Below are 24,282 nucleotides of genomic sequence, written 5' to 3'. Positions count from 1 at the left end.
CCGGAACCTCACCGGTACATCGGCACGGCTCCGTCACATTCTTCCGTCAATCCTACGTCCTGAGCACCCCGTAAATGGACACTACACGGCAAAAGCTGAATTTGTGTCCATAATGTGCGCGTACAATAAACGCAAATCGCGGATCTCGTTACGATGGCGGGTACCCGTGCAGACCAGCCAAGATAGGGGGCAGCGTGACGGATCTTACGTTGATGACGTTCGCGGCGGATCCCGCTACCGTACTGCCATCCCTTGCGCTGCTGTCCCACCGCGTCCGCGTGCTACCGATGGATGCGGCCAGTCTGGTCAAGATGCCCGAAAACACGATTCTGTTCCTCGACGCGCGCGACGATCTGGCCTCCGCGAAGACGCTGTGCCGCCTGATCCACGCGTCCGGGCTGTCCACTCCAATCGTGCTCGTGCTCACCGAGGGGGGCTTCACCGTCGTCAACTCGCAGTGGGGCATCGCCGACGTGGTGGTCTCCTCCGCATCCCCGGCCGAGGTCGAGGGGCGGCTGCGGCTCGTGTCGGAACGGGGCAACGCCCCGCTGGGCACCAGCGCGCCGGCCAGCGCCGAAACCGGCCCGGTGACCGCGGACGGGCAGATCCGGTCCGGCGATCTGGTGGTGGACACGAACGGCTACACCGCGTCGCTGCACGGGCGCCCGATCGATCTGGCCTACAAGGAATTCGAACTGCTCAAGTACCTGGTGCAGCATCCCGGCCGTGTGTTCACGCGCGCCCAGCTGCTGCAGGAGGTGTGGGGCTACGACTACTACGGCGGCACCCGTACCGTCGACGTGCACATCCGTCGCCTGCGCGCCAAGCTGGGCGGCGAATACGAGCATCTCATCGGCACCGTGCGCAATGTCGGCTATCGTTTCGACCCGCCCGAGGACGAGGCCGGCGACGGTGACCACTGACGGCGGGCGCGTCGGGCGCGATGCGGACGATTCGCGCGGCACCGGCCGCGTCCGTGCGGCAACCGGCGCGGCAACCGGCATGACGACCGGTACGGCACCGCGCGCAACGCCGCGCACAACCGGCCGCGAGTCGAAACGCGCGCGCATCGAGCGCATGCATGCCGAATACGCCCTGCTGTGCCAGGCCTTCCCCGCGCCGCGGTGCGCGCTGGACTTCACCACGCCGCTGCAACTGCTCATCGCCACGGTGCTGAGCGCGCAGACCACCGACAAGCGCGTGAACACGGTGACGCCGACCCTGTTCGCCGAGTATCCCGACGCCGCCGCACTGGCCGCGGCCGATCCGGAGCGCGTCGAGGACATCATCCACCCGGTCGGGTTCTACCATGCCAAGGCCAAGCACCTGCTGGGGCTGGCCAGCGCCTTGGAGACCCGCTTCGGCGGCGAGGTGCCGCGCACGATGGACGAGCTGACCAGCCTGCCGGGCGTCGGCCGCAAAACCGCGAACGTGGTGCTGGGCAACGCCTTTGGCGTGCCGGGCTTCCCCGTCGACACGCATGTGATGCGCGTGACCGGCCGCCTGCGCTGGCGCAGCGACTGGCGCATCGCCAAATCCGACCCGGTCAAGGTCGAGCACGAGATCTGCTCGTATTTCGATCCGGCGGACTGGACCGACCTGTCCCACCGCCTGATCCTGCACGGCCGCGCCACCTGCCATGCGCGCAAACCGGACTGCGCCAACTGCCCGCTGAACGCCACCTGCCCAAGCGCCGTGTGACGCCCACCGATTAGACTTGGCCCCATGCAGCATAGGCGGAGCAACACATCCTTACGGTCATGGCTTATTTTCGCGGCCACGGCGCTGGCGCTGGCGGCCATAGGCTGGGTCGTCTGGTCGCTGGCTACCAACCACGACGTGCTGCCGCACATCGACTCCGCGCATTCCGACACCTCCATCACCGTCGGGCTGACCGACGCCCCGCAATCGCTCGACATCCGCACCGACGGCGGCACGGCCGTGGAGCGCGCACTGATCGGCAACGTCTACGAGACGCTGGTCACGCGCGACAACGACAACACACTGCAGCCCGGGCTGGCGAAGAGCTGGAAGGTCTCGGACGACGGCCTGACCTACACGTTCACGATGCGCTCGGGGCTGCGCTTCTCGAACGGGCACGCGCTCGACGCCGACGACGTGGTGTGGTCGCTGCAGCAGACCGTCAAGAACCAATACCAGGGCGCCGGCGATCTGGCCGCGCTCAAAAGCGTCGAAAGCCGCGACTCGCGCACCGTCGCCATCACGCTCGCCAAACCCGACCCGACACTGCCGCGCGCGCTGGCCGGGCGGGCCGGCATCGTCTACGACTCCACGGCGAAGGTCTCCTACGCCAGCGAAGCGCTCGGCTCGGGTCCGTTCACCGTCGCCCGGTTCGACAAACGCGGCACGATCACCTTGGAACGCAACGACGACTACTGGGGCGCCGAGGCCGGCGTCGCGCGCGTCACTCTGCATTATTACGCCGACGACAACGCACTGGCCGAAGCGGTGCGCGGCAACGTCGTCGATCTGGCGCTGCCGGGCGACGCGGCCACGGCGAATGCGCTGGCCGGCGACACGGCGCTGACCATCACCCACGGCACGTCCACGTCGAAGGTGATGCTCGCTCTGAACAACGGCACCGACTCGATCTTCTCCGACCAGCAGGCGCGCAAGGCGATCCGCCATGCCGTCGACGCCGGGTCCATCGCGGCGTCGCGGCCCGACTCCGCGGGGGCGCTCGGCGGGCCGATCGGCCGGCTCGAACCCGGATACGAGGATCTGACCGGGCTGTTCCCCTACGATCCGGGCACGGCGAGCGCGCTGATCAACAACTTCATCGCCGGCGCCAGCTACTTCGGCGTCATCGATCTGGTCGTGCCGCAGCAGTACGAGGACATAGGCAACACGGTCGCCACCCAGCTGCAGGCCGTCGGGCTGAGCGTGCGGACCGACGTCGTCGACGGGGCGACCGCGGAGCAGCGCATCGCCGACGGGCAGTACACCATCGCGGTGACGGCGACGAGCGGCGATGACGACGCCGCGGCGTTCGGCACCTCCGACAACGTGTTCCGCTACACCAGCGGCACCGCGCAGGAGGCCTACGGCAACGCGACCGGCGCGACCAACGACAAGGACTACCAGGAGCGCATGCGCGCGTTCGCGAAGACGGTGAGCCAGGACGCGGCGGCCGACTGGCTGTACCAACGCAACACCACCGTCGTGGCGCGCGACCATGCCAGCGGGTATCCGACGAACATGACCGACCGCTATCTGCCGCTCGCCGGCATCGTCAAGAAGTAGCGCGCCGCCCGCGAGGCGCCCGGCGCCGCCTCCCCGCGAGCGCACGTAGCCGCATGGGCGCTTGTCACATAATCCGCATAAAATCGCGCGTATGAGCGAAAGCACCATCATCAACGCAAATCTGACCCCATTGCCCGACAAGGTGGGCGTGGACGGCCTCGAAGACAAGTGGCGCGCCGAGTGGGACGAATCCGGCGTCTACAAGTTCCGGAACACCCGCGACCGCAAGGCCGTGTACTCGATCGACACCCCGCCGCCCACCGTGTCCGGCTCCCTGCACGTCGGCCACGTCTTCAGCTACACCCACACCGACGTGATCGCACGCTACAAGCGCATGCGCGGCTACGACGTGTTCTACCCGATGGGCTGGGACGACAACGGCCTGCCGACCGAGCGCCGCGTGCAGAACTACTACGGCGTGCGCGTGGACGTCTCGCTGCCGTATGACCCGGATTTCAAGCCGCCGTTCGAGGGCACCGACGGCAAGAAGATCGACGCCAAGGACCAGGTGCCGATCTCGCGCAAGAACTTCATCGAGCTGTGCGAGCGCCTGACCGCCCAGGACGAGAAGCTGTTCGAGGCCCTGTGGCGCAAGCTGGGCCTGTCGATCGACTGGTCGCAGACCTACCACACCATCGGCCAGCACCCGCAGCGCGTGGCCCAGAAGGCCTTCCTGCGCAACCTCGCCCGCGGCGAGGCCTACCAGCAGGACGCCCCCGGCCTGTGGGACGTGACCTTCCAGACCGCCGTGGCCCAGGCCGAGCTCGAGTCGCGCGAATACCCCGGCTTCTACCACAAGGTCGCCTTCCGCTTCGAGGACGGCACGCCGATCTACATCGAGACGACCCGCCCCGAACTGCTCGCGGCCTGCACCTCGCTGATCGCCCACCCGGACGACGAGCGCTACAAGAAGTACTTCGGCCAGACCGTCTACTCCCCGCTGTTCAAGGTGAAGGTGCCGATCCTCGCGCACCCGGCCGCCGAAATGGACAAGGGCGCCGGCATCGCCATGTGCTGCACCTTCGGCGACGTGACCGACGTCGAGTGGTGGCGCGACCTCAAGCTGCCGACCCGCCCGATCATCCAGCGCAACGGCCGCATCGTGATGGATACCCCGGACTGGATCACCGATCCGGCGGGCCGCGAGGTCTTCGCCGAAACCGCCGGCAAGACCACCTTCTCCGCCCGCAAGATCATCGTCGACAAGCTGCGCGAGTCCGGCGACCTGGACGGCGAGCCGACGCCGACCAAGCGTATGACGAACTTCTACGAGAAGGGCGACAAGCCGCTCGAGATCGTCACCTCCCGCCAGTGGTACCTCAAGAACGGCGGCACCGACGCCAAGCTGAACGCCGAACTCATCGAGCGCGGCAAGGAGCTCGAGTTCCACCCCGACTTCATGCGCGTGCGCTACGAGAACTGGGTGCACGGCCTCAACGGCGACTGGCTGATCTCCCGCCAGCGCTTCTTCGGCGTGCCGTTCCCGCTGTGGTACCCGGTGAAGACTGACGGCGAACCGGATTACGATCACCCGATCGCCCCGAGCGAGGATCGTCTGCCGATCGATCCGACCATCGACGTGCCGGAAGGCTACGACGAGTCCCAGCGTGACGTGCCCGGCGGCTTCACCGCCGAAAAGGACATCATGGACACCTGGGCCACCTCCTCGCTGACCCCGCAGATCGTGACCCACTGGGCCGAGCCGGACGAGGCCTCCAAGGCCCTGTTCGCCTCCACCTTCCCGATGGATCTGCGCCCGCAGGGCCAGGACATCATCCGCACCTGGCTGTTCAGCACCGTGGACCGCGCGCATTTGGAGAACAAGTGCCTGCCGTGGGCCCACGCCACCCTGTCCGGCTGGATCCTGGACCCCGACCACAAGAAGATGTCGAAGTCCAAGGGCAACGTCGTGGTGCCGAACGAGCCGATCGAGAAGTTCGGCGCGGACGCCGTGCGCTACTGGGCCGCCGCCGCGCGCCTCGGCCTCGACGCCACGTACGACATCGGCCAGATGAAGATCGGCCGCCGTCTCGCGATCAAGCTGCTCAACGCCACCAAGTTCGCACTGGCGATCGGCCGCGAGGACGAGAACCACCACGTCGGCGCCCCCGCGGCCGCCTCGTGGGATCCGGCCGACGTGACCGAGCCGCTCGACCGCGCCGCCATGGCCAAGATGGCGCTGGTTGTGCGCCAGGCCACCGAGGCGCTGGAGGCGTACGAGCACTCCAAGGCGCTGGAGGTCATCGAGGGCTACTTCTGGCAATTCTGCGACGACTACATCGAGCTGGTGAAGAACCGCGCGTACGGCACGGCGGACGCCACCGGCCATGTGCCGAGCGAAGCGGCCGTGAAGTCCGCGCGCACCACGCTGGGGCTTGGCCTCGACGCGTTCGCCCGCCTGCTGGCGCCGTACCTGCCGTACGCCGCCGAAGAGGTGTGGAGCTGGATGCATGAGGGCGAGGGCTCCGTGCACCGCGCCGCATGGCCGACCGCCGACGTGTACGAGCAGGCCGCGTTCAAGGTGCCGCCGGAGCTGCTGGCCCACGCCGGCGAGGCGCTGGCCGCGCTGCGCGGCATCAAGTCGAAGGCCAAGGTCTCGATGAAGACGCCGATCCTGTCGGTGCGTCTGGGCGTGGCCGACGACGTGCGCGCGTCGCTGGAAAGCGCGATGAACGATATCGCCGCGGCCGGCCGCGTGGTCGGCCGCATCTCCTTCGTGAGCGCCGCAGCCGCGGTCAAGGCCGTCCACCAGACCGCCGTCGCCGCCGCCGATGCGGCCGCCGCGGCCAAGTCCGAGGCCGAAGCCGCCATCGACGTGATCGTCGAGGATAGCGAACTCGGCGAGCCGCCGGCGAAGAAGGCCAAGTAGCCTTCTTCTAGGCGGCCCTCGCGGCTGCCCACAGCGCAGCCGCTCACCGAACCTACGGGGAGCCACAGGACTCCCCGTGTAACGGTTCAGCCGGCGAAGAAGGCCAAGTCGGTTTTCTGGCTCCCCTCTCTGAGGGGAGCCATTTATATTTCCGGGACGACCATGAGCAGCCGGACGTGCCTGGTGTTGCGGTTGAGCGCGGATACGACGTCGTAGCTGGGCTCGTCCGCATTGCCCGAATCCGCGTCCTCACGCTCCGCCTTGGCCACGGCGGCGAGGCGCTTGGTCTCCGCTTGGCCGGCGATCGTACCGCTCAGTCCGTCCCGCAGCCCATTCAGCAGATCCGTCGTCTTCACCGCGGTGCCGCCGGAACCACCGGATTCCGCGCCGCCGCCGTTCCCACCGCCGTTCCCGGCGCCGCCATCGCCCGAGCCCAGCTCGTCGGCGAACTGGACGCTGATCTGCCGCAGCGCGTTCGCCCGACCGGTATGCTCCGATGCGGCCGCCAGCGCACTCATCGCGGCATCCACCTTCCGAGTATCGTCCGCATGGGCGGGATTCGCACCGAAGTCACGGTTCGTCTCCGCGATGGCCTGCTGCTGGTATCCGGACGCGCCGACCGACGTGCCGCCGGTCAGCGCGCTCAGTTTGGCGGTGTACGCATCCGTGTAGGCCATCGAATAGGGGATCATCGCATTGGACAGCTGCGTCTGCCCGGCGGCGTACCCCTTGGATCCCACGACGCTTTCCTCGCCGATCCGCGTGCCGATCTCATTGATCAGCCCCTCGGTGCCCCGCTGGCGGATGCGCCGGATCAGATCGTCGATCGCGTCGACGGCTCCGGTGTGCTGGTGCGCGGCGCTGACCGCGTTCACCGCGTTCGCCAGATCGACCACGGCCTGTGCGAGCGGCGTATCGCCGGACAGTTCGCCTGCGGTGCCGATCAGCGCCTGCATCTGCGTCTTGCTGCCGATCGACCCCGACAGGTGCGTAGTGTAGGAGCCGACATACGCGGCCATATACGCATCGAACGCACGCTGGTGGGCGGCGCTCTTATCGGCGATCTCCCGCTCCGCGGCGGCCTGCTCCTGATTCCGCATGGCGGTGAGCTTGTCGATGAGGTCCCGGTCCGCGGCCGAGTTCGTGGTGACGATCGTGTTGACCAGGGACCGCGCCTCGCCCGCCAACGCGGTCATATCCGACGAGAATCCGGCGGCGGCGATGGCCTGACCGGTCGTTTCCGGCCCGTCAAGGCTGTAGACCACATGCACCGACCACGGCAGGGCGGTTTGGCCCGATCCGATGCGCTGCCACCTGTCCACCGTGCTATCGGCCGGGATGTCGCCGGAGTCTCCGGCACCGTCATCACGCACGGTCACGGCTCGGCCGCTGGCCTCGTGATCGACGACCGTGCCGGCTTTGCCGACTGCAAAATGGTCGGCGACATACAGCCGCCCGGGTTCCCCGGCCGCGACCGTGCCGCCGGCATCGGACACCGTCAGCACATCCTGCGTCTTCACGTACTGCGCGCTGCCACCGCCCAGCATCATGGCGCCCGGCGCGGCGACGGCGCCGGACGCCTCCGATGCCACGGCCAGCGCCAGAACCGCGATGGACGCGCAGCCACGCATGGCTAAGCTGGCCCAACGGCTCATGGCGCCCCCGAAATATCATGCGGTCCCGATATGACGACGCGCCCCACCGGCATGCCGGCGCGGACGCTCCTGTCATATAACCACACCCGCGGCGGAACCGCCATCTTTTTAGACAAGTCGACGCAAGGTATACGAAAGCATGCGAGACGCTACGGGGGATTGCATTCCCTCCATGCGAACCGGGCCGGCGTTCGGCCCCGCCCGTGCAATCGGACGGTCGGATCGCTCAGGCGAACACGTCGAGCACGCCCGGGTCTCCCCCGGCGTCGGCGATGCGCTGATGGCGCTTCTTGGCTTCGGTCACCACGAACTCGCGGTACATTTCCGCGATGTCCGGGTCGAGCCCCGCATCCACCGCGATGCGGTGCAGACGTTCGATCTGGTAGTCCTCGCGTTTGTAGTCGGCCGGAGCGAAGCCGGCACGCGCCTTGAGCACGCCGACCTGCGACGTGTACTTGAACCGCTCGGCCAGCAGGGAGACGATGGCCGTGTCCACATTGTCGATGGACTGGCGCAGCGCCTTGATCTTCGCCACGGTTTCGGCGACTTCCGGATGCTCGGCCGCCGCGGCCGCATCGATCACCGTTTCGGATTCGGCACCCTGATGGGCATCATGCTGTGATTCGTCGACAGGCCGAAGCCAGTCGCCTTCGGCCTGCGTCTCGGTGTGCGTTTCGCTCATGTCTGCAAGCCTATCACCACATCGGACCCATACGCCGTAGCGGCCCGAGGCCGCCCGGACGGACCGGCGCACGACCTATCAGACACACGACCCGTCAGAAATAGGTTTTGAGGATGACCGTGCTCTCGGTGCTCACCGGCACCGTGCGGTGGATCAGGTTCAGCAGCTCCTCGAGCTTGCTCGGCGAGGCGACGCGCACCAACAGCACGAAACTCGGCGCGCCGGCCACGGAATAGCAGGACACCACGCCGTCGACGTCCTTCAGCTTGCGCGGAATATCCGATTCCTTGTCGTAATCCAGCGGCGTGACGGACACGAACGCGCTGATGGGCAGCCCCCGCTGCTCATGGTCGATGACCGCGCCATACCCTTTGATGATGCCACGCTTCTCCAGCTTCTGCACGCGGGATTGGGCCGCCGAGACCGACAGGCCCGTCGCCTTCGACAGCTGTGACAGGGTGGCGCGGCCATCCTCCTCCAGCATGTCCAGAATCGTCGCGTCCTTCGCGTCGATGCCGGCGGCGTCCGCTCGGGGATCCTGCCTGACATCCATATCATCCTGCGACTTCGGATCGGTCATTGCGTCTCCTCCAACGGCTGGGCCCTGCGCCGGGCGGAATCGGCCCGGCTTCTCCCTCTTATTCTAGCGGCCCGCGGCCGCAAGGCCATTTACTATCCGGCTCTCCTTTTGGAGGGGAGCCGGAATGCGGGACTGTTGTACACAGACATGCAACTCAGATGTTTTTATTCCATTTTGACTTATTCTCGTAATATTTACTGAATAGTATGCTAATTATTGAACTTTTTACATCCCACCGTGTATGCTCATGCATATACCACCCATGCAGAAAGGCCGTACCAATCATGCCAACGATCTCGCAGCACGCACACGCCATCCCCCGTTCCGGCATCCGCGACGTTTTCGATCGCGTCGAACGTGTGCCCGACGCGATTTCGCTGTGCGTGGGGGAGCCCAGCTCCACCGCGGCGCCGCATATCGTCGAGGCGGCGTGCCGGTCCATCCGCAACGGGCGGACCAAGTACACCAACGTGCTGGGCATCGAGGCGTTCCGCCGGGCCGCCGCCGACTACTCCCGCGACGTGAAGGGGATCGTCTACGACCCCGAATGCGAGATCCAGGCCATCGACGGCGCGACCATCGGCCTGTTCCTTGCGCTCAAGGCCATGCTCGACCCCGGCGATGAGGTGATCATCCCCTCGCCGTTCTTCACCTCGTACGACGCCGAAGTGATGATGTGCGGCGGCGTTCCCGTCACCGTGGCCCTGAAGCCGGAGCACCAGATGCAGCTCAACGCCGACGACATCGAAGCGGCGATCACCCCGCGCACCAAGGCCGTGCTGCTCAACTCCCCCGGCAATCCGACCGGCGCGGTGACCCCCGCCAGCGAGCTCGCCCGCATCGCCGAGGTGTGCAAGCGGCATGACCTGTGGGCCATCTCCGACGAGGTGTATCACCCGTTCGTGTTCGCGGAGGGCATCGACGCGGCACCGTCCATCGCGGCCGTCGAGGGCATGCACGAGCGCACCGTCGTGGTGGAGAGCCTGTCGAAAACCTTCGCCATGACGGGGTGGCGCATCGGATACCTGCTGGGCCCGGCCGCCCTGATCGAGCAGACCAGCAAGATCGCCGAGCTCATGCATTCCTCCGTGAATTCGACCGCGCAGTACGCCGGAGTCGCGGCGCTGAGCGGGCCGCGCACGCCCATCCAGGCCATGCGCGAGGAATACCGCGCCAAGCGGCAGATCGTGCTCGACGGGCTGGCCGACTGCACGGCCCTGCGCCTGATCGAGCCGCAGGGCGCGTTCTATGCGTTCGTCGATATCCGCGCCACGCGCATGGATTCCGATACGTTCAGCCGCCGACTGCTCGAGGAGGAGAAGACCGCCGTGGTTCCCGGCGAGGCCTTCGGGCGCGAAGGCGAAGGGTTCGTCAGGCTGTCCTACGCCGGTGACGCCGATGAGCTGCGCGAGGGCGTCCGCCGCCTGCGCGCGTTCGCCGAGCGCCACGGCGACCCGTTGCTGGGCCGCCACACCCCGGCCTACCACCACCTCGAAATCATGGCGTAACGGAGCGTTCTCAGCTCCCTTGAGGTTGAGTCGCAAAGTACACAACCCGCTACGCCTGGCTCCCCTCCGTGAGGGGAGCTGGCCACGAAGTGGCCTGAGGGGGAGCGTTACCGCTACGCCTGATATCAAGCCATCGTGTCCTGCTCCCCTCAGTCGGCTGTGCCGACATCTCGTCCGCAATCAAGGACGGCCTTACGGCCGCAGCCTTATCTGCTCACTGTCGTTCGCCTTCGCCTACAAACGCCTCCGGCGTTTGCTTAACGGCTCAGCCTCAGAGAGGGGAGCCGGAACATACAGCGATACAACGCAAACCGGGGCTTCCCTCACTGAAGGAAGCCCCGGTTTTATCTATTCAGACGAATCGGCCGGATCAGTTGCCGTTGACGGCGTTGCTGTTGGCCTGCTGGCTGATGGCGGCGAGGAAGTCGCGGTTGGTCGGCGCCTTCTTGAGGCGCGGCACCAGCGTCTGGTACGCCTGCTCGGGCTCCAGACCGCCGAGCAGACGGCGCAGGCGGTAGACGACCGGAAGCTCGGCCGGCGCGGTGATGAGCTCCTCGCGGCGGGTGCCGGAGGCGTTGATGTCGATGGCCGGGAACAGGCGCTTGTCCGCCAGCTCACGGCTCAGGCGCAGCTCCATGTTGCCGGTGCCCTTGAACTCCTCGAAGATCACCTCGTCCATCTTCGAGCCGGTTTCCACCAGCGCGGACGAAATAATCGTCAGCGAGCCGCCGTTCTCGATGTTGCGGGCCGCACCGAAGAACTTCTTCGGCGGGTACAGCGCCTGCGCGTCGACGCCGCCGGACAGGATACGGCCGGAGGCCGGAGCGGCGATGTTGTACGCGCGGGCCAGACGGGTCATCGAGTCGAGCAGCACCACCACGTCCTGGCCGAGCTCCACAAGGCGCTTCGCGCGCTCGATGGCCAGCTCCGCGACGGTGGTGTGGTCGGAGGCCGGGCGGTCGAAGGTCGAGGAGATGACCTCGCCCTGCACGGTGCGCTCCATATCGGTGACCTCTTCGGGACGCTCGTCCACCAGCACAACCATCAGATGCACCTCGGGGTTGTTGGTCGCGATCGCGTTGGCGATGTTCTGCAACGTGATCGTCTTGCCGGCCTTCGGCGGAGAGACGATCAGACCGCGCTGGCCCTTGCCGATCGGCGACACGATGTCCATGATGCGGCCGGTGAGCTTGTTCGGCGTGGTCTCCTGCTTCAGGCGCTCCTGCGGATACAGCGGGGTGAGCTTGGCGAACTGCGGGCGGTTGGCCGCATCCTCGACGCTCATGCCGTTGATCGAGTCGATGGACTGCAGCGGCACGAACTTCTGGCGCTGGTTGCGGCGGTCGCCCTCGCGCGGCGCGCGGATCGAACCGTGCACGGCGTCGCCCTTGCGCAGACCGTACTTCTTGACCTGGCCCATGGACACGTACACGTCGTTCGGACCGGGCAGGTAGCCGGAGGTGCGCACGAACGCATAGGAGTCGAGCACGTCGACGATGCCGGCGACCGGGACAAGGTCCTCCTGCGGCTCCTCGCGGCGGTTGTCGCGCACGTCGCGGGTCTCGCGCTCGTCGCGATCCTCGTAATCGCGGTCGCGCCCGCGCAGGCGGCGCTGACGGCGGTCATTGCGATCATTGCGGTCGCCACGGTCGTTACGGTCGTTGCCGCGATCGGAACGGTTGCGGCTGCGGCGGGTGAACTCGCGCTCCGGCTGAGCGTCATCGTCGCGATCGGCGCGATTGGCGTCGTGCTGCGACGGCAGGGTCGCGAGAATATCGTCCAGATCGCGCACGGTGTCCTCGGCCGGGGCATCCGGCTCGGCCATACGGCGGCGGCGACGCGGCTGATCCTCGTCCGCGGCCATATCGCGGCGGCGGCGCGGCACGGATTCCTCCTTGTCGACCTTGCGGCGGCGGCCGTTATCGGCGTCCAAGCCCAGATCGTCGAGCAGCGCGGCACCGGCATCGCTTTCGTGGCGGCGCTTGCGCGTGTTGGCGGGGCGGGATTCCTTGACCTCGGGCAGATCGATGGAAGGCTGCTCGGCGGCGGCCTTCGCCGGGGCGTCGGACCGTTCGGCGGCGGAATGACGCGCCGCCGGCTGGCCTGCCGGGCGCTCCGCCTTGCGGGACGGCTTGCGCTTCGCGGACGGTTCCTGGGCCGGTTCGCTCGCCGGCGATTCCGCGGCGGGCTCGGCGGCCTTTGCCGGAGCCGGGGCGGAGGGAGCCGCTTCCGCGGCCGGAGATTCGGTGTTGGCCGGGGCCGCTTCCTGCGCGGAAGCCGCCTTGGCGTCCGTACGGGGCGCGCGCACGCTGACGCCGGCCGGCGCCTCGCCACCGGAACGGGCGGCCTGTAGCGTGGCGAGCAGATCGGGCTTGCGCATCGTCGAGGTGCCGCGAAGTCCCATCTGCTTGGCGAGCTCCTTGAGCTCGGGTAGCTTCATATCCTCAAGATTCTGGCTGGTTGCCACTCGTTTTGCCTTTCCTTGGCTCGTACACACTCCATGGCGCAGAGCTTGTCGAAAAAGATGGCGGATTGAACCGCGTAATGAATGTTCGGCGCTATCGCAAGCAAGCCGAACTGTCGAATACCTTACAACCGCGGCGAGACGAATGCAAAACGCCCGCCACTCGCGTGGCGGGCGTTGGAGTATGAGCTCTACTTTTCGTAAGAAAAGTAAATAACGCGTGTGTCAGCAAGGCGCACCGAAGGAAGCGGTACAAAGGTACCGCGACTGAGGGGCAACGCGGCTGACACTCCGTTATTTACTTTTCTTCGTGGTAGGACTTTTCGGTGTTGACAGACCACACGTTCTTCTTGGAGGTTTTGCCGGTTTTGATGTTGCCGACGGCCTCGATGGCGGTGGCCATGGAGTGGTCCATGTTGTTGTAGTGGTGCTGGCCGTTGCGGCCGACGCAGTAGAGGTTGCCGAAGGAGTCGAGGTATTCGACGAGCTCGTCCATGTGCGCGTAGGTGTCGAAGTAGGCGGGATAGGCCTTCTTGACCTTCTCGCGGTGGGTGTCGAGCACGTCGGCCGGGCTGGAGATGATCTTCATGCGCACCATCTCGTTGATGGCGAACTTGACGCATTCCTCCTCGCTCATGTTCCAGAACGCATCGCCCTCGCTGCAGAAGTACTCCAAACCGATCCACACGGTGTTGTCGACGTCCTTGACCAGGTACGGGCTCCAGTTGTTGAACACCTGAATGCGGCCGACGGTGTAGCCCGGGTCCTGCACGTAGATCCAGCAGTCGGGCACGATTGGCGGGTTGCCGAGCGTCGGGATGGTGGTCGTGTTCTTGAGACGCAGGCGCTTGACCAGCAGGCCGACCGTGACGAAATCGCGGTACGGCAGTCCGTTGGCGATGACGGTCATGTCCTTCGGCGCGGGCTTGGAATCAGCGGCCTGCGGATCGGCGCCGGCGGCGTCGACCGCATTGACCAGATCCTTGATCGGCATCGTGGAGATGAACTGATCGGCGGCGACCTCGGTGCGGTTGCCTTCGGAATCCTCGTAGACGACCGAGGAGATGGCGCCGTTGGCCTGGCGGACCTCGACCACGTTCGCGTCGGTGATCACCGTCGCGCCGTTCGCCTCGCACCGCTTTTCCACGGTCTCCCACAGCTGGCCGGGACCGTACTTCGGGTACCAGAACTCCTCGATCAGCGAGGTCTCCACCTCCTTGGAGCTGCGCTTCTTCGGCAGCAGCTTGGAGAACGCGTTCGCCAGCACGCCGAGCACGCTCAGCCCCTTGACGCGCTGCGCGCCCCAGTCGGCGGAGATCTGCGAGGGATGGCGCCCCCACAGCTTTTCGGTGTAGCCCTCGAAGAACATCGAGTACAGCTTGCGGCCGAAGCGATTGATGTAGAAGTTCTCCAGATTGTCTTCCGGCAGCTTGTGGAACATCGACTTGAGGTAGCTGAAGCCGGCCTGCATGGTCATCACGAAGCCCATCGCCTTGAAGGTCGCGGGCTTGAGGGAGATCGGATAGTCGAAGAAGCGGCCGCCGTAGAAGATGCGGGAGACGCGGTGCCGCTTGAGCATCACCTCGTCGGTCTGCTCGGGGTCCGGGCCGCCCGGTTCGAGGTCGTGATGGCGGCCGAGCTTCTTGTCGTCGTAGCTCGGTGCGCCCTGCAGCGGCAGAACGGCCTTCCACCAGTCCATGATGCGCTCGTCCTTGGAGAAGAAACGGTGACCGCCGATATCCATGCGGTTGCCGTTGTGCCGGACGGTGCGCGAAATGCCGCCGAATTCGCGGCTGGCCTCCAGCACGGTCACGTCGTATGCCTCAGAGCCGCCGTTCTTGACGAGCTCCCATGCGGCGGTCAGGCCAGCGGGGCCTCCACCGATAATCACCACGGATTGTTTCTGCGTCACTTCTGTCTCCTTAAAACAAATCAGCGACAGCTTACCCTAAGCCAAGGAGCCGCACGCCTGACTTGTGCATTTCCTCACGAATATTGCATAGGCCGCGCCGTTAATTCGTTGAGTAATTCTGGCTCCCCTCTCCGAGGGGAGCTGTCGGCGTAGCCGACTGAGGGGAGAGCACGCGAATCAGCTTGATTCAGGCGTTCGTGGTAATGCTCCCCTCAGGCCGCTTCGCGGCCAGCTCGTCCTGCAATCACGGACGGCCTTACGGCCGCAGCCTTGTCTGCTCGGCTGTCGCCTCGCCTTCGCCTGCAAACAGCTCCGCTGTTTGCTTCACGGCTCAGCCTCCACGAGGGGAGCCAGACATAGTACACGAACTTACGGCGCGGGATATTAGTGGATGTCGTCGGGGATGTCGATGTCGCTCTTCTGCACTTCCTCGACGTTCACGTCCTTGAACGTCACGATGCGCACGTTCTTGACGAAACGGCTGGGCCGGTACACGTCCCACACCCACGCATCGGTCAGCTGCACGTCGAAATACACATCCTGCCCGGCGGATCGCACATTGAAATCCACCTTGTTCGCCAGATAGAACCGTCGCTCGGTCTCCACCACGTAGGTGAACAGCTTGATGACGTCGCGGTACTCCTTATACAGGGCGAGTTCCGCGTCGGTTTCATAATCGTCGAGATCTTCAGCGCTCATTATTCGCTTTCCGTGTCACGCTTGCGTCCACGCCCAAGATTGCGCCACCACGCATCCTTGGACGGCTTTCGTTCGTTCTGCCCATACGGCCAGTTGGCCGGGCCGTCGTCCGTATCGGACTGCACCCCCTTCGCGGCCTTGGCTCCGCCCTTCGCGGCCCGGTCCGTCCGGGCCATGGCATCGTCCGACTCCGCCCTCGCGGCTCCCGGATCGACTCCGATACGCGCGAACGCATCGCGGCGCGCCTCCTCGGACGACGGCCCGGACTGCACGGCCCGGGACCCATCCGAGGACGCATCGGCATCCTCGGCGCGGCGCTTCTGCCGGATGGCCACCGAATGCTCGCGCGCGCTCAGCGCCTCCTGCACGCCCGGATTGTCCTCGATCACATGCATGCCGAAGGCATCGAGCGAACGGATCGGATCGTACTCGTCGACCAGCGTGTCCATGACGATGAGATCCTGGTACTTGCCGTTCTCCGCATCCCACAGGGCGTCGCGCGAGGTGCCGGACGGCATGAACCCGAGCGACTGGTAGACGGACAGCGAGCGCGTGTTCTTCTCGGGCACGGCGACCCAGATGCGGTGCATGCCGAGCCCGGCGGGCTCGGGGGCGAACCCGTAGGTCATCACGCGGGGCATCGCATCGCGCGAATAGCCGCGGCCGCGGTAGTCCTTGCCGAGTAGCACCTGGATGCGGGCGGATCGCGCCCAGCCGTCAACGTCGATCAGGAACACCATGCCGATGACGTTGTCCGTGGCCGGGGCGTCGGTGGCGCCGTCGGCGTCATGGTCGGCGTCCGTAAGCATGGCCCATGCGATCGTGCGCCGGGATTCGGGGTCCCCGACCCCGGATTCGGACGCGGCCTGGCCATGGGACCATGCGACGGAACGACGCACCCATGCATGGACGACGGCCCGCTCGGCCTGCCTGTCCTTGCCCGTGATGCCCGATGCGTTGTAATACGCATCCAACTCGTCCAGCCGGGGAAGGTCCTCGATGGTCGCCGGGCGCAGGTGCACCATCTCTCCCTTGATGGGGGGAATGGTGATCCGCGAAGGCAGTTCACGCGAGACATCCTGATCAAGCGGCGGTTCGGCGTTTTCAGACATTCGTTCGTTCCCTTAAAAGACACTGATAAGAGTCGGTACAGAAGATATCCTACCCGACTGACCGTTCGCTGGGAACGTACCGGGCCGGTATCCACCATTCCCGCCGAAACGCCGGGGCGTTTAACGACAAAAAATGCTCCCCCACGCATGGGGGAGCATTGGTTCGATGCGCTGCCGCGCCGGGGATCAGCCCTTGAGCTTGGCCATGACGACCTTGGTGACGGCCTTCGCATCGGCCTGGCCGCGCGTGGCCTTCATCACGGCACCGATGATCACGCCCATCGGCTTCATGTTGCCGCCCTTGAGCTTCTCGACCACATCCGGGTTGGCCTCGAACGCCGCGTCCACGGCGGATTCGATCGCGCCGGAGTCCTCGACGATCTTGTAGCCGTGCTTCTTGACGACCTCATCCGGAGTGCCTTCGCCCTTGAGCACGCCCTCGACGGTCTGCTTGGCGAGCTTGTCGTTGAGCTTGCCGTCGGCGATGAGCTTCTCGACCTCGGCCACGTCGGCCGGGGTGATCGGCAGCTCTTCCAGGGAGACGCCCTTGGCGTTGGCTTCGCGGGACAGCTCGCCCAGCCACCACTTACGGGCACCGGCGGCCTTGGCGCCGGCCTTGACGGTCTCCTCGATCAAGTCGAGCGCGTCGGCGTTGAGGATGTCGCGCATCTGCAGGTCGCTCAGGCCCCACTCGGACTTGAGGCGGTTGCGGCGCTCACGCGGCATCTCCGGCATCTGGGCCTTCATCTCCTCGATGTGCTCCTTGGTGATGTGCAGCATCACCAGGTCGGGATCGGGAAAGTAGCGGTAGTCGTCGGCGTCGGACTTCAGGCGGCCGCCGGCGGTGGTCTGCGAGGCCTCGTCCCAGTGGCGGGTCTCCTGCAGGATCTCCTTGCCCTCGTCGAGGCGGGCGGACTGGCGGCGGATCTCGTACTGGATCGTCTTCTCGATGCCGCGGAACGAGTTCACGTTCTTGGTCTCCGAACGGGTGCCGTACGGCGCGTCCGGGCTCGGGCGCAGCGAGACGTTGACGTCGGCGCGCATGTTGCCCTGCTCCATGCGGGCGTGGGAGATGTTCAGCGCGCGCACGATGTCGCGGATCGCGCGCATGTAGGCGCCGGCGATCTCCGGCGCGCGGTCGCCCGCGCCCTCGATCGGCTTGGTGACGATCTCGATCAGCGGCACGCCGGCGCGGTTGTAGTCGACCAGCGAGTGGTCGGCGCCCTCGATGCGGCCGTCGGCGCCGCCGACGTGCGTGTTCTTGCCGGCGTCGTCCTCGATGTGCGCGCGCTCGATCGGCACGCGGAACACGGTACCGTCCTCCAGCTCGACGTCGAGGTAGCCGTTGCCGTTGGTCGGCTTGTCGTACTGCGAGATCTGGTAGTCACGCGGCATGTCCGGGTAGAAGTAGTTCTTGCGGGCGAACTGGCTCCACTCGGCGATCTCGCAGTGCAGGGCCAGACCCAGCTTGATCGCGTAGTCGACGGCGGTCTTGTTGATCACCGGCAGGGAGCCGGGCAGACCAAGGCTCACCGGGGTGAGCTGCGTGTTCGGCTCGCCGCCGAAATGCACTTCGGCCGGGCAGAACAGCTTGGTGCGCGTGCTCAGCTCGACGTGGGTTTCCAGACCGAGCACCACATCGTACTTCTTGGTGGCATCGGCGTATTTCATCAGTTTTTCAGCCATGATGTGTTTCTTTCCTCCGACGCTTTCCTACTTGCCCAGCCACGGGGTCTTGAGGGACTGCCAGATCGGGCCGCCCCAGCTTTCCTCAAGCGCGGCCTCAAGCGCGGCCGCGGGCTTGTACATGACCTCGTCGCGCTGCTGCGGCGCGATGAATTGGAAGCCGACCGGCAGACCGTCGTCCGACAGGCCGGCGGGGATGCTCATCGCGGGCACGCCGGCGAGGTTCGCCGGGATCGTGGCGATGTCGTTCATGTACATGGCCAGCGGGTCGTCCATCTTCTCGCCGAACTTGAACGCGGTGGACGGGCTGGTCGGGGAAACGAGCACGTCGACCTGCTCGAACGCCTTCTTGAAGTCGTCGATGATGAGCGTGCGCACCTTCTGCGCGGAGCCGTACCAGGCGTCGTAGTAGCCGGCCGACAGGGCGTAGGTGCCGAGGATGATGCGGCGCTTGACCTCGTCGCCGAAGCCGGCCTCGCGGGTGTAGGCCATCATGTTGGCGGCGGTCTGCGGCACGCCGGTCGGCGGCATCACGCGCAGGCCGTAGCGCATGCCGTCGTAGCGGGCCAGGTTGGAGCTGACCTCGGACGGCATGATGATGTAGTACGCGCCCAGCGAGTAACCGATGTGCGGGCAGGACACCTCGACGACCTCGGCGCCCATCTCCTTGAGCTTGTCGACTGCCTCGTTGAAACGGGCCTCGACGCCGGGCTGGAAGCCGTCGCCGCCGAGCTCCTTGACCAGGCCGACCTTCATGCCCTTGAGGTCGCGCTTGGCGCCTTCGCGGGCGGCGGCGACCATCGGGCGCGGGCCCTCGGGGATTGACGTGGAATCGCGGCGATCATGGCCGCCGATGATCTCCTGCAGCAGGGCGGAGTCGAGCACGGTGCGGGAGACCGGGCCGATCTGGTCGAGCGAGGAGGCCATGGCGATCGCGCCGAAACGGCTCACGCCGCCGTAGGTGGGCTTGACGCCGACCGTGCCGGTCAGGGCGCCGGGCTGGCGGATCGAGCCACCGGTGTCGGTGCCGAGGGCGATCGGGGCCTCGAACGCGGCGACCGCGGAGGCGGAGCCACCGCCGGAGCCACCGGGCACGCGCTCGGTGTCCCACGGGTTGTGGGTGGTCTGGTAGGCGGAGTGCTCGGTGGACGAGCCCTGCGCGAATTCGTCGAGGTTGGTCTTGCCGAGGATCGGCATGCCGGCGGCCTTGAGCTTTTCGATCACGGTGGCGTCGTACGGCGGGATCCAGCCTTCGAGGATCTTCGAGGCCGCGGTGGTCTCGATGCCCTTGGTGACGATCATGTCCTTGATGGCGATCGGCACGCCGGCCAGCTCGGGCAGGGCGGCCTTGTCCTCGGCGGACTTGGCGTCGAAGGTGTCGGCCTGCTCGCGGGCCTGATCGGCGGAGACCTTCAGGAACGCCTTGATGGACGGTTCGGCGGATGCGATCACGTCGAGGTGGGCGTCCACCAGCTCGCGGCTGGAGACCTCGCCGGATTTGATCTTGGCGGCCATCTCGGCCGCGGACAGCTTGACGAGCTCGTTGGTTGCTGCGCTCATATCGTCACTCCTCGCTTCCCAGGATTCGCGGTGCCAGGAACATGCCGTCCGCGGTCTTCGGGCCGCCGGCGAGCGCCTCCGCCTGCGTGAGCGGGGTCTCGGGCACGTCGGGGCGCAGGTAGGCCTCGAGCGGGATCGGGTTGGCGGTGGGCGGAACGTCGTCGGAGGCGACTTCCTGCACCTTGTTGATGGAGTCGGCGATGACGTTCAGCTCGCCCTGCAGGCGGGTGATTTCCTCATCGGTGAGCGCGATTCGGGCCAGATCGCCCAAGTGCTCGATTTCTTCGCGTGTGAATGTAGGCATGGCCTTTACTATACGAGCGGTTTGTGACACGCGCGATACCTCTTCCGAGAGATTTCCGCCACTGCGTGGCAGAGTCCGCTCGGAGCCTGCTCGGAACCCACTCGGAGCCCACTCGCCAAGCACCATCCCCGCAAGAGATACCCGCCACCAACCGGCGAAGCCGTCTCCCGGATCACCCCTCTGGCGAGAGGTTTCCGCCACCAACCGGCAGCTTCATCCCAACACCACCGCCTTGCGAGATGCACCCGCCACCGCATGACGGATTCATTCCATCAAATGCCATCCACGCAAGAGACCCACGCCACCAACCGGCAGAACCATCCCATCGCTACCACACCGGCAAGAGCTTCCCACCATCAACAGGTACAACCATCTCACGGATCACTCATCCAGCAAGAGGTTCCCGCCAATAACGGGCAAGTCCATCCCGACACCGCACCATTCGCAAGAGCTTTCCACCACCGCATGGCAAACTCCGCTCACCAAGCATCATCCCCACAAGAGTCTCTCACCACCAACCGGCTGTCTTATCCCGACACCACCTCACTGGCGATATGCATCTGCCACCACGAGACATATTTATCCCGCAGAGCACCAGATCAGCGAGAGATTCGCGCCATCAATCGGCAAACCCATCCCAGCACCACCACACCATCGAGCGATAACCGTCACAGGTCGGCGATCGCATCTCGCCTGGATTGTGCCTAGCGAGACATATCCGCCATCACACGGCGAATATGTCTCATTAAGACCGCCTGGCAAGAGTTTTTTGCCATCAACTGGTCGCAAGCTCCCGATAGCGCCTGCTCAGCAAGACCTCCCGTCACAAACTGGCAATTCTCTCTCGCCACCAACTCATCAACGAGAGATCCACACCCCCAACCGGCAACTCTCTCTCGCCTCCGCCTCACCAGCGAGAGATCTACACCCCCAACCGGCAACTCTCTCTCGCCTCCGCCTCACCAGCGAGAGATCCATGCTGCTACATGGCAAACTCCACTCACTGAGCACTACTCCAGCAAACGATAACCGCCATCATCAGGCAGACATATCTCATCAAGGAGCCTCAGCAAGCGATCCTCTCCACCAGCCGGCGGAAAACCTCCACTGGTCAGGGGCTCAGGAAGCAGTACTCTCCAGCTCGTAGCAGAAACCGCTCGGAACAGATAGAACAACACGCCGAACGCCAAAACCTTCGACCACATACCCCGTTCGCGGTATACAGGAACGAACTCGCACGTATATCCTCACGGTATGAAACGCCATGCAGTAGTCGAAGCCCTCTTGGATACCGCGCAGAACAGCCGCCAATGCGCCTTCGGAGCGACGCATGCGCAGCGACAGGCTTTGGGCCGGCGCGCGACCGCTCTGGAATTGCGCCGCGTGTTCCCGAACATGTATGCGCGCAATGACTACTGGGAGGAACTCGCCCCTCCGGAACAGACAATGCATATCGCCCGCACCCTCCACGTCAAGCACCCCGATTGGATATTCGCAGGCCTCACCGCCGCCGCGATCCATGGATTCGAGCACCAATGGCGGCTCCACGGAGGCACCGTTACCGTAGTCGCCTCCCAACGAGGGTCAAACGCCGACAATCCCCGCATCAATCGAATCCATATTCCGCATCCCGCAACCGAGACCATTGACGGCATAACGGTGACGGACAAAGCAAGAACGGTTGTGGACTGCGGAATCGCCCTGAATTTCCGAGATGCGCTGCCCATCGTCGATTCGGCATTCGGCAAGGGCGTCACGATCCCCGATATCCTGTCGGTTTGTTCGTCGCTGCGGCAGAACTATTCTTCGCTGTTCCGCTTGCTGCACTACGCGAACGCCGCCAGCGAAAACGGAGGGGAATCGTTGGCTCGGGGCACCATCATCGAGCAATCCTTCATGCTACCGGAGATCCAATCGCCGTTCGTCGATCCGCAAACCGGCAAAGTCTACCGCGGCGATTTTGTGTGGAGGCTCGCTGACGGAAGAATCGTCGTTGGGGAACTAGATGGCACGGAAAAGTACGTGAATCCGGACATGACCGGCCGCAAAAGCATCCAAGGGGTCGTATTCGCCGAGCGGGAGCGCGAAGAAGCGCTCGAACGCGCCGGCGTCACTTCCATCGTCCGTTTCTCGTTTGACGACGTCATTGCCCGACGGCCGTTGGTCGACAAGCTCGTCGCGGCCGGTATTCCACGCGGCCAGTGATGAATGAGGCACTCGCCGCGTCACCGGGGACCACGACAATCGAGACATGGTCGGCAATACGGTGTCATCCCGCACGTATGCCGATTCGCATTCACGCATGCATACCATTCGGCATAAGCGTGAGATGCGAGAGATAACTACCACAGACTGGTGGCGGTCTCTCGCTTAGACCGCTCCTAGTATCCTGCGTCGTAAGTTCATGTACTATGTCTGGCTCCCCTCTTGGAGGGGAGCTGGCCGCGAAGCGGCCTGAGAGGAGCATTACCGCGAACACCTGAATCAAGCCGATTCGCATGCCCCCCCTCAGTCGGCTATGCCGACAGCTCCCCTCCAAGTGAACTGCACCCTGATTGTTGGACTGGAGTAATTCATGTTTGATGATTGGAGGTGTGGTTTTCTGTGTGTGCAGATCGCAGGCGTCGGTATGATGATGCTTTCAGGTGTTCGGTGGCCGCCCTGTTTGGTGAGGGGTTGGGTTACAAGGCCGCGGCGCGTCGGGTTGGCATGCCGGTGATGACCGCGAAGAAATGGTCGCTGGCGTATCGGGTCGGCGGACGGGAGGCGCTTATGGCGAAACGCGGGGGCAACAGGAGCTATGACTGGGACACGAAGGTCGCGGCCGCGCGCGATCACGTGGACCGGGGAGTGGCGAAGTCCGTGGTGATGGAGCGGTACGCGATCGCGTGCGTCACGACGTTGGAGGCCTGGTGTCGTGCGTACCGGGCCGGCGGGGCCGAGGCGCTCAGACCGGGACGCAGGGGCAGGCCCAGGGGATCGGGGCCGAGGCCGGAGCCGGATCCGACGCCCGAGGGGGCGTTGCGGGAGGAGAACGAGTTCTTGCGGGCGAGGGTCGCATACCTGGAAAAAGCATTGGCCCTGCCGGCCTCGAGATCACCAACCGGGAGAAAACGGTGATCGTTTCGGCGCTGGCGGGGCTTGGCCATCCGCTTCCGCTCCTGCTGAGGGCCGCGGGACTGGCGAGGAGCACGTACTACTACCACCGGTCCCATCCCGAGCGGGTCACCAGGCCCGACATCGAGCCGTTGGTCGATGAGGTGTTCCACCGCACGCCCAACGGGTGCGGGCACCGGCAGGTGCGCATGTGCCTCGTGAACGAGTTCGGCGTGACGGTGAGCTCCAAGAGCGTGCTCAAGGTCATGCGCCGCATGGGCCTGGAGTGCGTCATACGCCGGCCGAACCCCCACCGCGGGTACAGCTCCTATCGGGGCGAGGCGGGCGCGAAGCCGCCGAACCTGCTGGAACGCGACTTCGCGGCCGACGCCCCGTGGGTGAAGCTGGGCACGGACGTCACCGAGTTCAGGGTCGCCGGCGGCAAGGCGTACCTCGCGCCCGTGTACGACATGGGCTCGAAGGAGATCGTCGCCTGGGACGTGAGCCGTCATCCCGATCTGGCCCAGCAGAAGCGCATGCTGGCCATGCTCGAGACCCGTCTTCCCGAAGGCGTGTCCCCGATCCTGCACTCGGACATGGGCTGGCAGTACCAGCACTCCTGGTGGCGGGCCCGCCTGGAGGAACTGGGCATCCGCCAGTCGATGAGCCGCAAGGGCAACTGCCTGGACAACGCCGCGACCGAGCAGGTGTTCGGCCACCTCAAGGACGAGTTCTGCATCGGGCGCGAGTTCGCCTCCTTCGAGGAATTCAGGACCGGGCTGGACGCGTACATCGTCCACTGGAACACCAAACGACGCCAGGCGAGACTCGAGGGACGCACCCCGGAGGAATTCCGCAACACGTTCCCCACCGCTTGACCGGGTACCCTAT

Annotated in this window: 18 protein-coding genes; 8 read left to right on the top strand and 10 right to left on the bottom strand. The window is 65.5% G+C overall.

Features of this window, described 5'->3' with window-relative positions; genetic code table 11:
• The first annotated feature begins 194 nt into the window (after positions 1–194).
• From BBSC_RS01445 to valS, 4 genes are all read left to right on the top strand, one after another.
• Positions 195–923, top strand: coding sequence for a winged helix-turn-helix transcriptional regulator (locus BBSC_RS01445; protein WP_049185077.1), 729 nt, complete (start codon positions 195–197; stop codon positions 921–923).
• 154 nt (positions 924–1,077) lie between these two features.
• The gene (gene nth, locus BBSC_RS01440) at positions 1,078–1,701 is read left to right on the top strand and encodes an endonuclease III (RefSeq protein ID WP_033518026.1); all 624 of its coding nucleotides are present in this window, start codon (positions 1,078–1,080) and stop codon (positions 1,699–1,701) included.
• A gap of 24 nt (positions 1,702–1,725) precedes the next feature.
• Positions 1,726–3,264, top strand: a complete 1,539-nt coding sequence (locus BBSC_RS01435; protein WP_033517952.1) for an ABC transporter substrate-binding protein — start codon at positions 1,726–1,728, stop codon at positions 3,262–3,264.
• 91 nt (positions 3,265–3,355) lie between these two features.
• A complete protein-coding gene (valS, locus tag BBSC_RS01430; RefSeq protein WP_033517950.1) occupies positions 3,356–6,133 on the top strand; it encodes a valine--tRNA ligase in 2,778 nt (925 codons plus the stop codon).
• A 143-nt stretch (positions 6,134–6,276) separates the two neighbouring features.
• On the opposite strand, the gene BBSC_RS01425 is transcribed toward valS, so the two are convergent.
• The 3 genes from BBSC_RS01425 to BBSC_RS01415 all read right to left on the bottom strand — a co-directional run bounded on the left by BBSC_RS01425 (position 6,277) and on the right by BBSC_RS01415 (position 9,023).
• Positions 6,277–7,764, bottom strand: a complete 1,488-nt coding sequence (locus tag BBSC_RS01425) for a hypothetical protein (RefSeq protein ID WP_033517948.1) — start codon at positions 7,762–7,764, stop codon at positions 6,277–6,279.
• Positions 7,765–8,014: 250 nt separating this feature from the next.
• Complete coding sequence (locus BBSC_RS01420) at positions 8,015–8,470, bottom strand: chorismate mutase (RefSeq protein ID WP_033517946.1); 456 nt, start codon at positions 8,468–8,470, stop codon at positions 8,015–8,017.
• A 94-nt stretch (positions 8,471–8,564) separates the two neighbouring features.
• Complete coding sequence (locus BBSC_RS01415; protein WP_033518025.1) at positions 8,565–9,023, bottom strand: Lrp/AsnC family transcriptional regulator; 459 nt, start codon at positions 9,021–9,023, stop codon at positions 8,565–8,567.
• A 311-nt stretch (positions 9,024–9,334) separates the two neighbouring features.
• Here BBSC_RS01415 and BBSC_RS01410 point away from each other — a divergent pair, with 311 nt between their 5' ends.
• Positions 9,335–10,558, top strand: a complete 1,224-nt coding sequence (locus BBSC_RS01410; protein WP_033517943.1) for a pyridoxal phosphate-dependent aminotransferase — start codon at positions 9,335–9,337, stop codon at positions 10,556–10,558.
• A 370-nt stretch (positions 10,559–10,928) separates the two neighbouring features.
• Here BBSC_RS01410 and rho read toward each other — a convergent pair whose 3' ends face one another.
• The 7 genes from rho to gatC form a co-directional block, all read right to left on the bottom strand.
• A complete protein-coding gene (gene rho / locus BBSC_RS01405) occupies positions 10,929–13,025 on the bottom strand; it encodes a transcription termination factor Rho (RefSeq protein ID WP_033517941.1) in 2,097 nt (698 codons plus the stop codon).
• 295 nt (positions 13,026–13,320) lie between these two features.
• The gene (locus BBSC_RS01400) at positions 13,321–14,934 is read right to left on the bottom strand and encodes an NAD(P)/FAD-dependent oxidoreductase (protein WP_033517939.1); all 1,614 of its coding nucleotides are present in this window, start codon (positions 14,932–14,934) and stop codon (positions 13,321–13,323) included.
• A 384-nt stretch (positions 14,935–15,318) separates the two neighbouring features.
• Positions 15,319–15,633, bottom strand: a complete 315-nt coding sequence (locus tag BBSC_RS01395) for a DUF2469 domain-containing protein (protein WP_033517937.1) — start codon at positions 15,631–15,633, stop codon at positions 15,319–15,321.
• Positions 15,633–16,745: a GNAT family N-acetyltransferase gene (locus tag BBSC_RS01390; RefSeq protein WP_033517936.1), complete on the bottom strand. Its 1,113-nt coding sequence runs from the start codon at positions 16,743–16,745 to the stop codon at positions 15,633–15,635. Before BBSC_RS01390 ends, BBSC_RS01395 begins: the two co-directional genes overlap by 1 nt.
• A gap of 186 nt (positions 16,746–16,931) precedes the next feature.
• Entirely contained in the window at positions 16,932–18,431 is a 1,500-nt protein-coding gene (gatB, locus tag BBSC_RS01385; RefSeq protein WP_033517934.1) for an Asp-tRNA(Asn)/Glu-tRNA(Gln) amidotransferase subunit GatB, read from the bottom strand.
• Positions 18,432–18,458: 27 nt separating this feature from the next.
• Complete coding sequence (gatA, locus tag BBSC_RS01380; RefSeq protein ID WP_033517931.1) at positions 18,459–19,991, bottom strand: Asp-tRNA(Asn)/Glu-tRNA(Gln) amidotransferase subunit GatA; 1,533 nt, start codon at positions 19,989–19,991, stop codon at positions 18,459–18,461.
• A 4-nt stretch (positions 19,992–19,995) separates the two neighbouring features.
• Complete coding sequence (gatC, locus tag BBSC_RS01375) at positions 19,996–20,295, bottom strand: Asp-tRNA(Asn)/Glu-tRNA(Gln) amidotransferase subunit GatC (protein ID WP_033517929.1); 300 nt, start codon at positions 20,293–20,295, stop codon at positions 19,996–19,998.
• Positions 20,296–21,549: 1,254 nt separating this feature from the next.
• Between gatC and BBSC_RS01370 the strand changes: the two genes are divergently transcribed.
• From BBSC_RS01370 to BBSC_RS01360, 3 genes are all read left to right on the top strand, one after another.
• Positions 21,550–22,500, top strand: coding sequence for a hypothetical protein (locus tag BBSC_RS01370; RefSeq protein ID WP_033517926.1), 951 nt, complete (start codon positions 21,550–21,552; stop codon positions 22,498–22,500).
• Between the two features lie 399 nt (positions 22,501–22,899).
• Positions 22,900–23,415: a helix-turn-helix domain-containing protein gene (locus BBSC_RS01365; protein ID WP_033520085.1), complete on the top strand. Its 516-nt coding sequence runs from the start codon at positions 22,900–22,902 to the stop codon at positions 23,413–23,415.
• Positions 23,415–24,269 carry an IS3 family transposase gene (locus BBSC_RS01360; protein ID WP_081893131.1) on the top strand — a complete coding sequence of 285 codons (855 nt, stop codon included), beginning with the start codon at positions 23,415–23,417 and terminating at the stop codon, positions 24,267–24,269. Before BBSC_RS01365 ends, BBSC_RS01360 begins: the two co-directional genes overlap by 1 nt.
• The last annotated feature ends 13 nt before the right edge of the window (positions 24,270–24,282 follow it).

The organism is Bifidobacterium scardovii JCM 12489 = DSM 13734, assembly GCF_001042635.1.
GTDB lineage: Bacteria > Actinomycetota > Actinomycetes > Actinomycetales > Bifidobacteriaceae > Bifidobacterium > Bifidobacterium scardovii.
This window is presented reverse-complemented; position numbering and strand designations above follow the sequence as displayed.

What these genes read in the sequence shown, in the direction of transcription:
- nth (WP_033518026.1), top strand. Translation starts at nt 1,078, where the DNA reads ATGCATGCCGAATACGCCCTGCTGTGCCAGGCCTTCCCCGCGCCGCGG.
- BBSC_RS01435 (WP_033517952.1), top strand. Translation starts at nt 1,726, where the DNA reads ATGCAGCATAGGCGGAGCAACACATCCTTACGGTCATGGCTTATTTTC.
- valS (WP_033517950.1), top strand. Translation starts at nt 3,356, where the DNA reads ATGAGCGAAAGCACCATCATCAACGCAAATCTGACCCCATTGCCCGAC.
- BBSC_RS01425 (WP_033517948.1), bottom strand. Translation starts at nt 7,764, where the DNA reads ATGCGTGGCTGCGCGTCCATCGCGGTTCTGGCGCTGGCCGTGGCATCG.
- BBSC_RS01420 (WP_033517946.1), bottom strand. Translation starts at nt 8,470, where the DNA reads ATGAGCGAAACGCACACCGAGACGCAGGCCGAAGGCGACTGGCTTCGG.
- BBSC_RS01415 (WP_033518025.1), bottom strand. Translation starts at nt 9,023, where the DNA reads ATGGATGTCAGGCAGGATCCCCGAGCGGACGCCGCCGGCATCGACGCG.
- BBSC_RS01410 (WP_033517943.1), top strand. Translation starts at nt 9,335, where the DNA reads ATGCCAACGATCTCGCAGCACGCACACGCCATCCCCCGTTCCGGCATC.
- BBSC_RS01395 (WP_033517937.1), bottom strand. Translation starts at nt 15,633, where the DNA reads ATGAGCGCTGAAGATCTCGACGATTATGAAACCGACGCGGAACTCGCC.
- BBSC_RS01390 (WP_033517936.1), bottom strand. Translation starts at nt 16,745, where the DNA reads ATGTCTGAAAACGCCGAACCGCCGCTTGATCAGGATGTCTCGCGTGAA.
- gatB (WP_033517934.1), bottom strand. Translation starts at nt 18,431, where the DNA reads ATGGCTGAAAAACTGATGAAATACGCCGATGCCACCAAGAAGTACGAT.
- gatA (WP_033517931.1), bottom strand. Translation starts at nt 19,991, where the DNA reads ATGAGCGCAGCAACCAACGAGCTCGTCAAGCTGTCCGCGGCCGAGATG.
- gatC (WP_033517929.1), bottom strand. Translation starts at nt 20,295, where the DNA reads ATGCCTACATTCACACGCGAAGAAATCGAGCACTTGGGCGATCTGGCC.
- BBSC_RS01370 (WP_033517926.1), top strand. Translation starts at nt 21,550, where the DNA reads ATGAAACGCCATGCAGTAGTCGAAGCCCTCTTGGATACCGCGCAGAAC.